This window comes from Bacteroides sp. ET489 (assembly GCF_030518095.1).
In the GTDB taxonomy this organism is placed as follows: domain Bacteria; phylum Bacteroidota; class Bacteroidia; order Bacteroidales; family Bacteroidaceae; genus Bacteroides; species Bacteroides ndongoniae.
The window spans coordinates 46,028-59,074 of the sequence record NZ_JAULLJ010000006.1 but is presented as its reverse complement, the minus strand read 5'-3'; the positions used below and the strand labels follow the sequence as shown (position 1 = coordinate 59,074).

Annotated in this window: 10 protein-coding genes; 5 read left to right on the top strand and 5 right to left on the bottom strand. The window is 51.1% G+C overall.

The features are described from left to right. Positions 1 to 68 precede the first annotated feature (68 nt). Together Q3C19_RS05025 and Q3C19_RS05020 are read right to left on the bottom strand one after the other, a co-directional pair. Positions 69 to 995 (bottom strand): magnesium transporter CorA family protein, encoded by a 927-nt coding sequence (locus tag Q3C19_RS05025; RefSeq protein ID WP_071148390.1) that lies wholly within the window; start codon positions 993 to 995, stop codon positions 69 to 71. A 559-nt stretch (positions 996 to 1,554) separates the two neighbouring features. Then, positions 1,555 to 3,798 (bottom strand): TlpA disulfide reductase family protein, encoded by a 2,244-nt coding sequence (locus tag Q3C19_RS05020; protein WP_302727614.1) that lies wholly within the window; start codon positions 3,796 to 3,798, stop codon positions 1,555 to 1,557. Between the two features lie 148 nt (positions 3,799 to 3,946). On the opposite strand from Q3C19_RS05020, the gene Q3C19_RS05015 reads away from it, so the two are divergent. From Q3C19_RS05015 to Q3C19_RS04995, 5 genes are all read left to right on the top strand, one after another. Continuing rightward, the gene (locus tag Q3C19_RS05015) at positions 3,947 to 6,112 is read left to right on the top strand and encodes a TIM-barrel domain-containing protein (RefSeq protein WP_302727612.1); all 2,166 of its coding nucleotides are present in this window, start codon (positions 3,947 to 3,949) and stop codon (positions 6,110 to 6,112) included. Between the two features lie 115 nt (positions 6,113 to 6,227). After that, positions 6,228 to 7,745 (top strand): 2,3-bisphosphoglycerate-independent phosphoglycerate mutase, encoded by a 1,518-nt coding sequence (gpmI, locus tag Q3C19_RS05010; protein WP_302727610.1) that lies wholly within the window; start codon positions 6,228 to 6,230, stop codon positions 7,743 to 7,745. A 351-nt stretch (positions 7,746 to 8,096) separates the two neighbouring features. Next, complete coding sequence (locus Q3C19_RS05005) at positions 8,097 to 8,678, top strand: DUF3109 family protein (protein ID WP_288910922.1); 582 nt, start codon at positions 8,097 to 8,099, stop codon at positions 8,676 to 8,678. A gap of 14 nt (positions 8,679 to 8,692) precedes the next feature. Continuing rightward, the gene (locus tag Q3C19_RS05000; RefSeq protein WP_302727607.1) at positions 8,693 to 9,010 is read left to right on the top strand and encodes a DUF3784 domain-containing protein; all 318 of its coding nucleotides are present in this window, start codon (positions 8,693 to 8,695) and stop codon (positions 9,008 to 9,010) included. 347 nt (positions 9,011 to 9,357) lie between these two features. Further along, a complete protein-coding gene (locus tag Q3C19_RS04995; RefSeq protein WP_368045228.1) occupies positions 9,358 to 10,035 on the top strand; it encodes an MIP family channel protein in 678 nt (225 codons plus the stop codon). A gap of 88 nt (positions 10,036 to 10,123) precedes the next feature. On the opposite strand, the gene Q3C19_RS04990 is transcribed toward Q3C19_RS04995, so the two are convergent. From Q3C19_RS04990 to gyrB, 3 genes are all read right to left on the bottom strand, one after another. Beyond that, a complete protein-coding gene (locus Q3C19_RS04990; RefSeq protein WP_277120791.1) occupies positions 10,124 to 10,342 on the bottom strand; it encodes a winged helix-turn-helix domain-containing protein in 219 nt (72 codons plus the stop codon). 3 nt (positions 10,343 to 10,345) lie between these two features. Then, positions 10,346 to 10,573 carry a winged helix-turn-helix domain-containing protein gene (locus Q3C19_RS04985; RefSeq protein ID WP_022163392.1) on the bottom strand — a complete coding sequence of 76 codons (228 nt, stop codon included), beginning with the start codon at positions 10,571 to 10,573 and terminating at the stop codon, positions 10,346 to 10,348. A gap of 411 nt (positions 10,574 to 10,984) precedes the next feature. Continuing rightward, a complete protein-coding gene (gyrB, locus tag Q3C19_RS04980; RefSeq protein ID WP_071148396.1) occupies positions 10,985 to 12,958 on the bottom strand; it encodes a DNA topoisomerase (ATP-hydrolyzing) subunit B in 1,974 nt (657 codons plus the stop codon). Positions 12,959 to 13,047: the final 89 nt, after the last annotated feature.

The window sequence follows — 13,047 nt, the reverse complement described above, 5'->3', positions numbered from 1 at the left end:
AACTAAGAGTAGGGGATGTGCACATCGTTTGTAGTGTACATCTCCTATCTTTTTTATGCTATTTCTTCTCAGAACCACTTAATCCTCCTGAACCACACGAACGTCACCGCCGACAAGGCGACGGACAGCACCACGATGAGCAGGAAGGCATGGGGGAAGGCATCCAGGTGGATGTCCACATTCATGCCGTAGAAGCTGGCGATGACGGTGGGTATCATCAGCGTGATGCTGAGGCTCGTCATGCGTTTCATGATGTCGTTCACGTTGTTCGAGATGATGGAGGCGAAGGCGTCCATCGTGCCGGTCAGGATGTCGCTGTAGATGTTCACCGTGTTGTAGGCCTGGCGCAGCTCGATGACGGCATCGTCCAGCAGTTCCATGTCCAGCATGCCGGTGTTCTGGAAGATGTTCTTCAGCCGGCCTATCAGCACTTCGTTGCCACGGATGGAGGTGTCGAAGTAGACGAGTGTCTTTTGCAGCTTCATCAGCCGTAGCAGGTCTTCGTTGCGGATGCTCTTCTCCAACTCTTTTTCGGCGTTGGCCACTTCGTTGTTTATCTGCTTCAGGTACTTCAGGAACCAGACGGCGGAGGAGTAGATGAGGCGCAGGATGAGATCCAACTTGTTGTTCACACAGATGCCCTTGCGGCGCGTGTGCTGGATGAAGTCGGGCAGCAGCTCCGTGCGGTGGTAGCAGACGGAGACGATGATGTCGTTGTTGGTGATGATGCCGATGGGCACGGTGATGAAGGGAATCTGCGGGTTGCTGCTCTGCATGGGGATGCGCAGGATGGTCAGCAGCCAGTTGCCTTCGGTCTCGGTGCGGGGCCGTTCGTCGGCGTCGGCAATGTCCTCCAGGAAGGATTCGGGTACGTTAAGTTCGCGAGTCAGGAATTGAAAATCGTTGTTGTCGGGGCATTCTACATTTACCCAGCAGTTGGGTGCCCACACAGGCTTCTCTACGAAGCCGTTTTCGCTGTAGAGATACTTTCTCATCGGTGATAGCCTCCTTTCTTAGGTTGCGTACGGAGGCTGGCGATGCAGAGGGTCTCCGTCCGCGGTTAAGGGTTAATACTGTTGCACGTTCGAGGGTTTGAATCGTCCATATCTGTTGTTCTCAATTTGTTTTTAATGCGGGGCAAAAGTAATGAAACGGACCGATAGCTGGTGCATCCGGCCTGATTTTTTAGGTTTTGTTTCGATTTGGGGGAAGGAACCGGTGGCGGAATGTCGCGGAGCGGGTTCTGCCGGTCGGCGGGAAGGGTACAAGTACACCGTTTGTGGGACACTTGTGTGGCTCGTGAGCCACACTTGCACGGCTCGCGAGCCACACTTGCGTTACATTTGTTCCACACAAGTGTCCCACAAACGGGGGATAAGAAGGGTGTGTCAAAACTAAAAGTAACTGACATCTTGTTATTTTTAGGCACGGATTACACGGAAAAACACCGAGAAAGAAGAATAATCATCCGCGAAATTCCGTGTAATCCGTGCCTAAAGGAAAGCAATTCCTTAATTTGACACATCCCCTTGCATTATCATGATATTCAGTGCGTTATTCTGTCCTCTTCTGTTCCGTACCGAAACGTTGTTGCAGGAAGGAGGCCAGGTTGTAGGCTTCGACGTTTTCGGTGCAAATGCTGCCGTCTTTTTCCACCACGACGTAATGGGGAATGCCGTTGAAGCGGAAGAGCTGGCGCAGGTACTTGTAGTCCGTGTCCCCCAAGCGGTAGCTGGCTTCGCCTTTCAGGTTCTTCTCCACGTATTCCGTATAGTCTTTCAGGGGTGATTCGGCTTCACTGGTGATGTAAACGAACTGGAATTCGGGATGGTTGCGGTATTGCTCGCGCAGCTTGGCCGTGGCCTTTATGCCTGCCCGGCAGGGACCGCAGGTGGTTGCCCAGAAGTCAACGAACAGCACTTTGCCCGCATGGGGCGCGATGATGCGGCGGAAGATGTCGGTGGCTTTCCCTTCGGGCAGTTGGTACGACGTCGTTGGGGTGTCGGGGAACCGTTCTTCCAACATTTCGCGGGCCGTGGCTCGCAGATAGGGATGGGTGACGGTTTTTTCCAGCTGGGTAAGGAAGGCTTCGGCATACTGACGTTGCATAAATACATCAGATAACATGAAGTGCAGGCTACGCACACGGGCTATTTGCCAGAGCAATGGGGAGGGCGTGGCGCACAAGCTGTTGACGATGCTGTCTTTTTTCTCAGAGAATCTCAGCTGAAGTCTCAGCTGTCTTTCCTCTAAGGGCAGAGCCTGAAAGGCTTCATCGTTCTGTATGTTTATCTGCTCCTGAAGGGGAATGGAAAGCGGACTCATGAATTCGAAGCGGTTGATAAAAAAGTTTGTGCCGTAATTGACTAATACCGACTGCTCGTTCAGAGGCATTTCCTTCAGAAAATCGTAGTAAGAGGCGTCGGGTTGCACTTTCAGTATCTGATTGGTAGTGTCTTGCTGTGCATAGTAGCTGCGATCCATTTGGAAATCGAAGTAAGCCATCCCTGTCTGTGTAGCTTTCTGGTTGCGTATCAGCGACACGGCTTTCTGCGAGGGGGCGTAAAGGCGGGAGAGCGAGTCGGCCTGCTGTTGCCATTGGTCGATGACGGGTTTCAGCCGTTCCTGGAACTGGGCGGGCGTCAGCGTCTTCTGTGCTTCGGACAATTGGTTGTAAGGATACTGGAAGTATTTGTTCAGTGTCGTGGCTAAGTACGACAGATCGGGTCTCTTGCCCATATAGGCGGTGTGGGAGAGGGGGTAGTTCATATCGCGTGCGCGGCTGCGGGCCATGACGTCTTCCCAGTCTATGTAGAGGGTGACGGTGTCGCCCGGTTCGGCATAGAAGGGTATATCTATATTATTTCTAATTATCAGGTTCTCGCAGACGGGATGCCGCAGGAGGAAGGAGCATTGGAAGCTGCCGTCGGGGTTGATGGGCACCACGGTGGGATAGTCCTGTCGGGTGATTTCGTCTTTCAGATAGAGGATGCCGCTGTCAAAGCCCAGTCGCGGGTCGTATCCGTTCAGATAGCCTTGCAGGCAGACGCTGTCGCGGCGGAAAAAGTCTTCTCCATAACCGTTGTCGGTTTCGGCGGCAACCGTCCCAGGACGGGTACGGACATAACGCTGCGCTTCGTCACCGTCAAGGGCAATGAGGCAGGAGCCGTCCTTGCGTGGTGTCAGTTGCAGGGTGGCGGTGGAGCCGTTTGTGCGGCTGCGGGCAGTCAGCACGATGCGCTTCCCTTTCTTGCGGCATTCGGTCAGATCGTACAACCGGTTGTTCAGGATGACGAGCGAGTCGTGGACGCCATACGTCCAGCGGCCTTGCGCGTCGTCGGCAAACCAGTTGCCTTCCACCTGTTTCAGGGGCGATGGCTGCTTGGGGTCTGCGGGCACTAACGAGATGTCGTAAGTATTGCTTTCGTTGCTGTTAGGGTCAATCATGTGGATGGTCTGTGTTTCCTTGGGCAGGGGTTCGAACAGCAGTACGAAGTCCATTTCGCCCGAATCGGGCATGAAGGTTTCTTTTTTCAGTTCGATGCCTTCGGCGCCCGTTTGTGCGTAGCGTTTGCCGGTGGCAACATCTTCAAGATAGTTTTCTCCGTCTTCCATAATCCACCAGTGCGGACGGAAAATGGCGTGAATATAGACTTTAGTGTACTCGGGGGTACGCTCGATGCGGGTGATGTTGCGGATGCTCCCGTTGCGTACCTTGAACGTGGGGGTCTCGATGGTTTGTGCCGTCAGCAGTCCTGATAGCAGGAGCAGGAGGCTGCAGAGAAATACCTTTATCATAGTAGTATTAAAATAAGTTAGACAAATGTTTTTGTTATATTGTCTCAAAGGTACAAAAGTTATGTATAAATACAAATTTCATTGACTCAAAGATACAACAATAGTAAAAGACAGCTTATCTTTGTATTGTTCATAATCTTAAAAATCTATGAGTAAAAGCGTTAAAAAATGGTTGGCATTGGGCATATGCTTAATGCTGGTATTGTCCCCTTTGCGGGCACAAATTCATTGGACCCTGGTGGAACCGGGAGTGTGGAAAGGAGTTGTAGGTACTCCGGAAGAGTATTCGTTATTGAGTGTTTCGGGAAAGATGCCGTTGAAAGAGGGTTTTACTCGTCTGCCGGTAGTGACTTTGCCTGCTTTGGCCGATGAAATAACTGCTACTTTGAACGACGGGAAGACGTACATTACTATTCCCTTGCAGCGACAGGAACAGTTATATGGTTTTGGGCTGAATTTTAAAACTGTGCACCAGCGTGGACGAATATTGAATTTGCATGTAGATCATTACGGTGGTAAGGATGATGGTAGAACTCATGCGCCAGTTCCTTTCTATGTATCCAGTTGTGGCTATGGTATATTAATTAATTCAGCTCGTTATTTGACTGTTTATGCTGGAAGCGGTTCGCGCAAGGATAGCCCTGACGCACCTGTTGCTAAAGACCGTAATACGGACAAGACGTGGAGCGCCAATCCCTATTCGGATGCTGTTTCAGTATTGGTTCCGGCTCCGGGTGTTGAGATTTATCTGTTTGCCGGTCCCCAGCCGATGGATGTGGTACGCCGTTACAACCTGTTCTGCGGAGGAGGTACGTTGCCTCCGCGCTGGGGATTGGGATTTACGCATCGCACTCCCTCTCTTTATACGGCCGATCAGGTGAAGCAGGAAGCCGAAGAGTTTGAACGTCGTGGTTATCCGCTCGATTTCATCGGTTTGGAACCCGGCTGGCAGAGTAAGTCTTATCCGTGCACATTCGAGTGGGACAAACAGCGTTTCCCTCAGCCGAAGGCATTTGTGGACGAGATGAAGAAGCGTGGCATCCGTATTAATTTGTGGACCAACCCTTATGTTTCTCCCGAGTCGGACATTTATGAACAAATGTTTCCGTTGAGTGGCTCGCACACGGTGTGGTGCGGCATTGTGCCCGACTTGGCTCACGAAAAAGGACGTCGGCTTTGGATGGACAAACTGGACAAGGAACATGTAGGCATCGGTGTGAGCGGTTACAAGGTGGACGAGGTGGATGGTTACGACCGTTGGTTGTGGCCCGACGTGGCTACCTTCCCCAGCGGTGTGTCGGCCGAACAGATGCGGCAGACCTATGGCCTGTGGGTACAGCGTACGACGACCGACCTGTATCACCAACGCAATCAGCGTACCTATGGACTGGTACGTGCCTCCAACGCCGGTGCCAGTGCTTATCCCTACGTCATCTACAACGATTATTACAGCCATCCGGACTTTATTACGGCTTTGATTAACTCGGGCTTCTGCGGTGTGCTTTGGACACCTGAAGTACGTGGTTCTAAGACAGCCGAGGAGTGGTTGCGCCGCTTCCAGACGGTAGTCTTCTCACCGATGGCTATGCTCAATGCCTGGGCTAGTGGTACGAAGCCTTGGTCGTTCCCTGAAGTAGCTGAGCAGGTGAAAGAATACGCCCTGTTGCGTATGCGGATGATTCCTTATTGGTATACAGAGTTTGCTCGTTACCATTTTGATGGCATTCCTCCTTTTCGTGCTATGAATCTGGAGGCGGGTTTTTCCCCTTCTGGAGTAGAGCCTGTGGAGTTGCAAAATACCAATGCAAATTTGGAAACCAATCCTTATTTGGAGGCCGTTTCCAAAGAAATCAAAGACCAGTACATGGCAGGCGAATACTTGTTGATAGCTCCTTTGTTTGCAGGGCAGACTCAGCGTAAGGTTGTTTTGCCGAAAGGTAACTGGTATGACTTTTATACGGGTAAATATGTGGGTAACGGAGAAACAATTACCGTTTCACCAGGTTTGGATCGTATTCCGGTGTTTGTGAAAGATGGAGCGATTATTCCTTTGATGGAGCCTCTGCTGCATGCTCCAACTGCTGGGCAGAAAATGAATCTCGAAATTCGTCATTATGGAAAGGCCGATGGCTTTTATCGCTTCTACGATGATGATGGAGAAACGTACGATTATGAGCGAGGCGAATACACATGGCGTGATATCCGTGTGACCCGCGACCGAAAAGGACAGTTGAAAGGCAGTATTTCGAAGGCCGAGAGGGGAAAGCCGGATAATATCGGTACTGTAAACTGGCGTTTCATGACGCAGGAGTAAGTAGGCTTCGTTGTTAACTTAACATAGATTAATCCTTTACATACGCATCTTTTTTTGTAACTTTGCGGCCGGAAAAGAAATAAGATTGATTTAAACTTTAAATACATTAAGCATTATGTCAAAGAAAGCTCTTTTAATGATTCTCGATGGTTGGGGTTGTGGCGACCATCAGAAGGACGACGTGATCTTCAACACTCCCACTCCTTACTGGGACAGTCTGCTGGCCAACTATCCGCACTCACAGCTCCAGGCGAGCGGCGAGAACGTAGGTTTGCCCGACGGTCAGATGGGTAACTCTGAAGTAGGTCACCTGAACATCGGTGCCGGACGCATCGTTTATCAGGACCTCGTGAAGATCAACCGTGCCTGCGCCGACAACAGCATCCTGCAGAACAAGGAAATTGTTTCTGCCTTCACGTATGCCAAGGAGCATGGCAAGAACATCCACTTCATGGGACTGACTTCGAACGGCGGTGTTCACTCTTCGTTCGATCACCTGTTCAAGCTCTGCGGCATTGCCAAGGAATACGGTTTGCAGGACACTACCTTCATCCACTGCTTCATGGACGGTCGTGATACCGACCCGAAGAGCGGTAAGGGCTTCATCGAACAACTGACTGCTCACTGCGCACAGTCGGCCGGCCGCATTGCCAGCATCGTGGGCCGCTTCTACGCTATGGACCGCGACAAACGCTGGGAACGTGTGAAAGAAGCATACGACCTGCTTGTTAACGGACAGGGCCGTGTAGCTACCGACATGGTACAAGCCATGCAGGAGTCTTACGACGAAGGTGTAACTGACGAATTCATCAAGCCTATCGTAAACGGCGCTTTCGATGGCACCATTAAGGAAGGCGACGTAGTGATCTTCTTCAACTACCGCAACGACCGTGCCAAAGAGCTGACCATCGTACTGACCCAGCAGGATATGCCGGAACAGGGCATGCACACCATCCCCGGTCTGCAATACTACTGCATGACGCCGTACGATGCATCGTTCAAAGGCGTGCACATCCTCTTCGACAAGGAGAACGTACAGAACACGCTGGGCGAATACCTGGCCAACAACGGCAAGACGCAGCTGCACATTGCCGAGACAGAGAAATATGCCCACGTAACCTTCTTCTTCAACGGTGGCCGCGAAACTCCGTATGCCAACGAAGACCGTATCCTTGTTCCTTCGCCCAAGGTTGCCACTTACGACCTGAAGCCTGAAATGAGCGCTTACGAAGTGAAGGACAAACTGGTAGAGGCTATCGGTACACAGAAGTACGACTTCATCGTGGTGAACTATGCCAACGGCGATATGGTAGGCCACACGGGTATCTACGAAGCCATCGAAAAGGCAGTTGTAGCTATCGACAACTGTGTGAAGGACACTGTTGAGGCTGCCAAGGCCAACGGCTACGAAGTCATCATCATTGCCGACCACGGTAATGCCGACCACGCACTGAATGCCGACGGCACACCCAACACAGCTCACTCGCTGAATCCGGTTCCGTTCGTATACGTAACGGACAACAAGGATGCCAAGGTAGAGAATGGCGTACTGGCCGACGTAGCTCCGTCTATCCTCCACATCCTCGGCATGCCTCAGCCGGCTGAGATGACGGGTAAGGATCTGATTAAGTAATTTTAGCAAGAGAGGGTGTGTTGTAGAGTGTTCGGACGCACCCTCTTTTTTTATGAATAGAAGAAAGACAAATATAAAAACTCTATATTCCGTTATCTAAGCGGGAGCACTGGCAATAAGTGCTATTCATGGCAATGCTATTAAAGGTATGTGGAAAATATCTTGAAAGAGCAAATGATTGACAGATACCGGTACAGAGTATTGGCTGGGGGTAACTGGGGCGGAATTTTTTCCCAGTTAGGAAAATAATATTCTCCAGTTAGAAAAAATTTTTTTCCCAGTTAGGGAAAAAAAGTCGGTATACAGTGATCTGATTTATTTTTGTCAGTTAGTAAGAGATATTGAATAATTATGGTACAGATAGGCGACGTAGTAGTGAGTTTCGATGTGTTTCGCGAGAAGTTCCTTTGCGACCTGGATGCCTGCAAAGGGCAGTGTTGTATTGAAGGTGATGCGGGAGCGCCCGTTGAGCTGGACGAAGTGGAAAAGCTGGAAGAAGTGCTTCCCGTCATTTGGGACGAACTGAGCCCCGAGGCGCGTGCCGTTATCGACCGTCAGGGCGTAGTCTATACCGATTGCGAGGGCGATCTGGTGACCTCCATCGTCAACAACAAAGATTGTGTCTTCACTTGCTACGACGAGCGCGGTTGCTGCTACTGCGCCATCGAGAAAGCCTTCCGTGCCGGTAAGACCGACTTCTACAAGCCCGTTTCCTGTCATCTGTACCCCATCCGCGTAGGCGATTACGGTCCTTACAAGGCGGTGAACTACCATCGTTGGGACGTTTGCAAAGCGGCTGTCCTTCTGGGCCGCAAGGAGAACGTGCCCGTCTATAAATTCCTGCGCGAACCCCTTATCCGCAAGTTCGGCGAAGACTGGTACAAGGAACTGGAGATTGCTGCCAAGGAGCTGGAGAAGCAAGGGATGCTGTAAAAAGAAAGGTTACTATGGAAGCTTATCTTGTCTGGCTTTTTGCCGTCCTGTTTGTTGTCTTAGGGTTACTTGTACGGAAGAACCCGAAACTGATAGCGGGTTACAATACAATGTCGCCCGAGCGGCAGAAGAAAGTCGATGTCGAAGGGTTGAGGACTTTCATGTGTCGTGTGTTCTGCATGATCGGGGTACTCCTCGTTCTGTGCCATTACTTGCTGGTGTTGGCTGGCATGCGCGGGCAGATAGCCTTGCTGTTAAGTGTCGTGTTGGTACCCATGCTGGGAGCATTTTATATACTGATTGCCGCGCAGCGTTACGATCGCGGGCGGTGACTGCAGGCAGGATGGTGTCTGCTATCTGAATAGCATTTCAACTTCTGAATAGTGGTTAATATTGCTCGTGAGCCGTGCAAGTGTCTCTCGTGAGCCGTACAAGTGTCTCTCGCGAGCCGTGCAAGTGTCTCTCGTGAGCCGTACAAGTGTCTCTCATGAGCCGTACAAGTGTGCTCCAATATCCCTCTTTTTCTTTGTATTTTCTGCAGGAAACAGGTGTTGATGTTTTGCCGGATCGGGCGGAGATGGGTATGGGCAAAGGGAGCTTTTCCTCGATTTCTCTCCCCAAGACTTGTTTTTCTCGGAAAAAAAGCGTATAATTGTTGGACAACCAATCTTATATGCTTATGAAAAAGTACATTGCAGAAATGGTGGGGACGATGGTGCTCGTCCTCATGGGATGTGGTAGTGCTGTTTTTGCCGGCAGCGTGGCCGATACGGTAGGCGCCGGTGTAGGAACTATTGGAGTAGCTTTGGCCTTCGGACTGTCGGTTGTGGCCATGGCTTATGTTATTGGAGGCATTTCGGGTTGCCATATCAATCCGGCCATTACGCTGGGCGTTTTCCTTTCGGGACGCATGAAGGGCAAAGAGGCCGCTATGTACATGGTGTTTCAGGTGATTGGAGCCGTTATCGGGTCGGCGGTACTTTATGCGCTTATCACGACCGGTGCGCACGACGGCCCTACGGCAACGGGTGCCAACAGCTTCGACGCTGGAGAGACGGTGCAAGCCTTCGTGGCCGAGGCGGTGTTTACGTTTATCTTTGTTCTGGTTGTCTTGGGTTCGACCGACCCTAAAAAAGGTGCCGGACAGTTGGCTGGACTGGCCATCGGTCTGACGCTGGTGCTGGTACACATTGTCTGTATCCCCATCACGGGTACGTCGGTCAATCCAGCACGTAGCATCGGTCCAGCCTTGTTCGAGGGTGGAGCAGCGTTGTCGCAGCTATGGCTCTTTATTATCGCGCCTTTTGTGGGTGCAGCCTTCAGTGCGATGGTCTGGAACTATCTGGAGAAAGACTGATTGCGGTGAAAAGTATAAGCTCCCGTCCGGTTGGCCGATGGCTGTGCCGGGCGGGAGCTTATGTGTAGATGTTGCTCCTACTGTCTTTTTAATAATAGATGTTGAGAGAAAGATATAGGTATTCCGCGTTGTTGCTATCTGTCTCGAAGTAGATTTTGTCTTCTCGTGCCAGCCAGCCGATAGCTGCGTTCAGGTCTCTGTCCGATAGTGCCGATGCGGCTTTCAGGTCTTCGTATTTCCAGCGTTTGCCGTTGTTCAGCAAGGTCCAGACGATGCCTGCATTGTTTCCGATAGTGTATTTATCCATAATTTAGCCGATATAATAATTTAGTTCGATGTATAATACGTTTCTTCTTCCTACTTTGGTTTCCTCAATAGAAAGTTTTCCTTCGCGTGCCAGCCAGCCGATGGCGGCATTGATGATTCGGTCCGACAGGCCGGTTGCCTGTTTGATTTCCTGGTAGTCCCACTTCCGGCTTTCGCTTTGAAGCAGGTTCCAGATGATGCCTGCGCTTTCGCCGATACTTTGAATGTTCATAGGCTTTTCTTTTTAATGGTTTGTCTTTCGTTTTAGTAAGGTTATACAATAGGCCATACATATTCCCGGAGGAGTTTGTCTGGCTTTCGAGAGGGACCGGCAATCTTTTTCGCAAGCGGAAATCGACTGTCGATTTGTTACTTCAAATAAGATTCTTATATGAATCTGTTACAAAAGTATACTTTTCGGATAATAAAACAACCTTTAAGAGTTTTTTCTCAGGAAATCTCTCTTTTTTTAATGATTTTTTCTCTTTGTTGTTACGTTGGTGTGAATGGGGTGGAGGAAAAGGGGGTAGACAGTTGTTCCCGAGGGACAGAAACGGAAAAGCCCCGGAACGAGCAGGAGTTTCCTGTTGTTCCGGGGCTTCTTCGTTGTAAGATGTGAGGTTGGTTAATATATTACGATTGTTTATGCATCGATGTTGGCGTATGTGGCGTTCTTTTCGATGAACTCGCGACGCGGACCAACGTCTTCGCCCATCAGCATGGAGAAGGTGTAGTCGGCTTCGGCAGCATTCTCCAGATGCACCTGCTTCAGCATACGGTTTTCGGGGTTCATGGTTGTCTCCCACAGCTGTTCGGGGTTCATCTCACCCAAACCTTTGTATCGTTGGGTGTGAATGGCGTTCTCCGAACCACCACCGTAAGTGTCGATGAAGCGTTGGCGCTGTTGGTCGGTCCAGCAGTATTCCTTTACCTTGCCTTTGGTGCAGAGGTAGAGGGGCGGTGTAGCAATGTACAGATAGCCTTGCTGGATGACTTCAGGGAAGTAACGGAAGAAGAGCGTCATGATGAGGGTGTCGATGTGCGAACCATCGACATCGGCATCGGTCATGATGATGACTTTCTTGTAGCGCAGCTTGTCGATGTTGGCTTTTTTGCTGTCTTCCGTGTCGACGCCGAAGCGGATGCCCAGTGCCTGAATGATGTTGTTGACTTCTTCGCTTTCGAAGGCTTTGTGCCACATGGCTTTCTCTACGTTCAGGATTTTACCGCGCAGGGGCAGGATGGCCTGGAACGTACGGTTGCGGCCTTGCTTGGCCGATCCGCCTGCAGAGTCTCCCTCGACCAGGAAGAGTTCGCATTCGTCGGGGTCCTTGCTGGAGCAGTCGGCCAGTTTGCCGGGCATTCCGCCGCCACTCATGGGCGACTTGCGCTGTACGGACTCGCGCGCCTTGCGGGCAGCCACACGGGCGGTGGCAGCCAATATCACTTTATCTACAATCAGTTTGGCTTCCTTGGGATGCTCTTCCAGGTAGTTGGTGAGGGCTTCGCCCACGGCCTGGTTGACGGCGCCGCTTACTTCGCTGTTGCCCAGCTTAGTCTTGGTCTGTCCCTCGAACTGGGGCTCGGACACTTTGACGGAGATAACGGCGATGAGTCCTTCGCGGAAGTCTTCGCCCGATATTTCCACTTTGGCTTTTTCGAGCTGCTTGGCGCAGGTTTCTTCGCCGTACTTCTTCAGTACACGGGTCAGCGCAGCACGGAATCCGGCTTCGTGTGTTCCGCCTTCCTTGGTGTTGATGTTGTTGACGTAGGAATGGAGGTTCTCGCGGTAGCCGGTGTTATACATGATGGCGCACTCGATGGGCACGCCGGCTTTTTCGGTGTTCAGGTAGATGACGTCGTTGAACAGGGGTATGTTGTTGCTGTTCAGGTAGCGGACGAACTCTTTCACGCCTTCTTCCGAGTGGAATACTTCGCGGATAGGGTTGCCGTCTTCGTCTTTCTCGCGGAGGTCGGTCAGCGTGATGCGGATACCTGCGTTGAGGTATGCCAGTTCGCGCAGACGTGCCTGCAAGGTAGAGTATTTATAGGTGGTGACGGTGAAGATACTTCCGTCGGGCCAGAAGGTCTGTTTGGTTCCGGTGAAGGCGGGGTCGCATGTGCCTACTTCCTTGACGGGGTAGAGGGGCTTTCCGCATTCGTATTCCTGCTGATAGATTTTTCCGTTGCGGAATACTTGTGTGGTCATGTGCGTGGAGAGGGCATTGACGCAGGATACGCCGACGCCGTGCAGACCGCCTGATACTTTATAGGAACCTTTATCGAACTTTCCGCCGGCGTGGAGCACGGTCATTACCACTTCGAGTGCCGATTTCTGTTCTTTCTCGTGGAAGTCGACGGGGATACCTCGTCCGTTGTCTTGCACGGTGATGGAGTTGTCTTCGTTGATGGTTACTTCGATGTGGTCGCAGTAGCCGGCCATGGCTTCGTCGATGGAGTTGTCTACTACCTCATAGACGAGGTGGTGCAGACCGTTTTCGCTGATGTCGCCGATGTACATGGCGGGACGCTTGCGTACGGCTTCCAAGCCTTCGAGGACTTGGATGTTACTGGCCGAATAGTTGTTCTCGCCGTTTATCTTTTCTTCTTCTGTCATATTGTATTTTCCTTATTGTAATAACAGAGCAAAGTTAGTGAAAATCTTTGAGATACAAAAAAAGGCGAGATTAAAAAATCTCGCCTTTC

Excerpts from the sequence above, each read along its gene's own strand:
- Q3C19_RS05025 (WP_071148390.1), bottom strand. The coding sequence starts at position 995 with ATGAGAAAGTATCTCTACAGCGAAAACGGCTTCGTAGAGAAGCCTGTG.
- Q3C19_RS05020 (WP_302727614.1), bottom strand. The coding sequence starts at position 3,798 with ATGATAAAGGTATTTCTCTGCAGCCTCCTGCTCCTGCTATCAGGACTG.
- Q3C19_RS05015 (WP_302727612.1), top strand. The coding sequence starts at position 3,947 with ATGAGTAAAAGCGTTAAAAAATGGTTGGCATTGGGCATATGCTTAATG.
- gpmI (WP_302727610.1), top strand. The coding sequence starts at position 6,228 with ATGTCAAAGAAAGCTCTTTTAATGATTCTCGATGGTTGGGGTTGTGGC.
- Q3C19_RS05005 (WP_288910922.1), top strand. The coding sequence starts at position 8,097 with ATGGTACAGATAGGCGACGTAGTAGTGAGTTTCGATGTGTTTCGCGAG.
- Q3C19_RS05000 (WP_302727607.1), top strand. The coding sequence starts at position 8,693 with ATGGAAGCTTATCTTGTCTGGCTTTTTGCCGTCCTGTTTGTTGTCTTA.
- Q3C19_RS04995 (WP_368045228.1), top strand. The coding sequence starts at position 9,358 with ATGAAAAAGTACATTGCAGAAATGGTGGGGACGATGGTGCTCGTCCTC.
- Q3C19_RS04990 (WP_277120791.1), bottom strand. The coding sequence starts at position 10,342 with ATGGATAAATACACTATCGGAAACAATGCAGGCATCGTCTGGACCTTG.
- Q3C19_RS04985 (WP_022163392.1), bottom strand. The coding sequence starts at position 10,573 with ATGAACATTCAAAGTATCGGCGAAAGCGCAGGCATCATCTGGAACCTG.
- gyrB (WP_071148396.1), bottom strand. The coding sequence starts at position 12,958 with ATGACAGAAGAAGAAAAGATAAACGGCGAGAACAACTATTCGGCCAGT.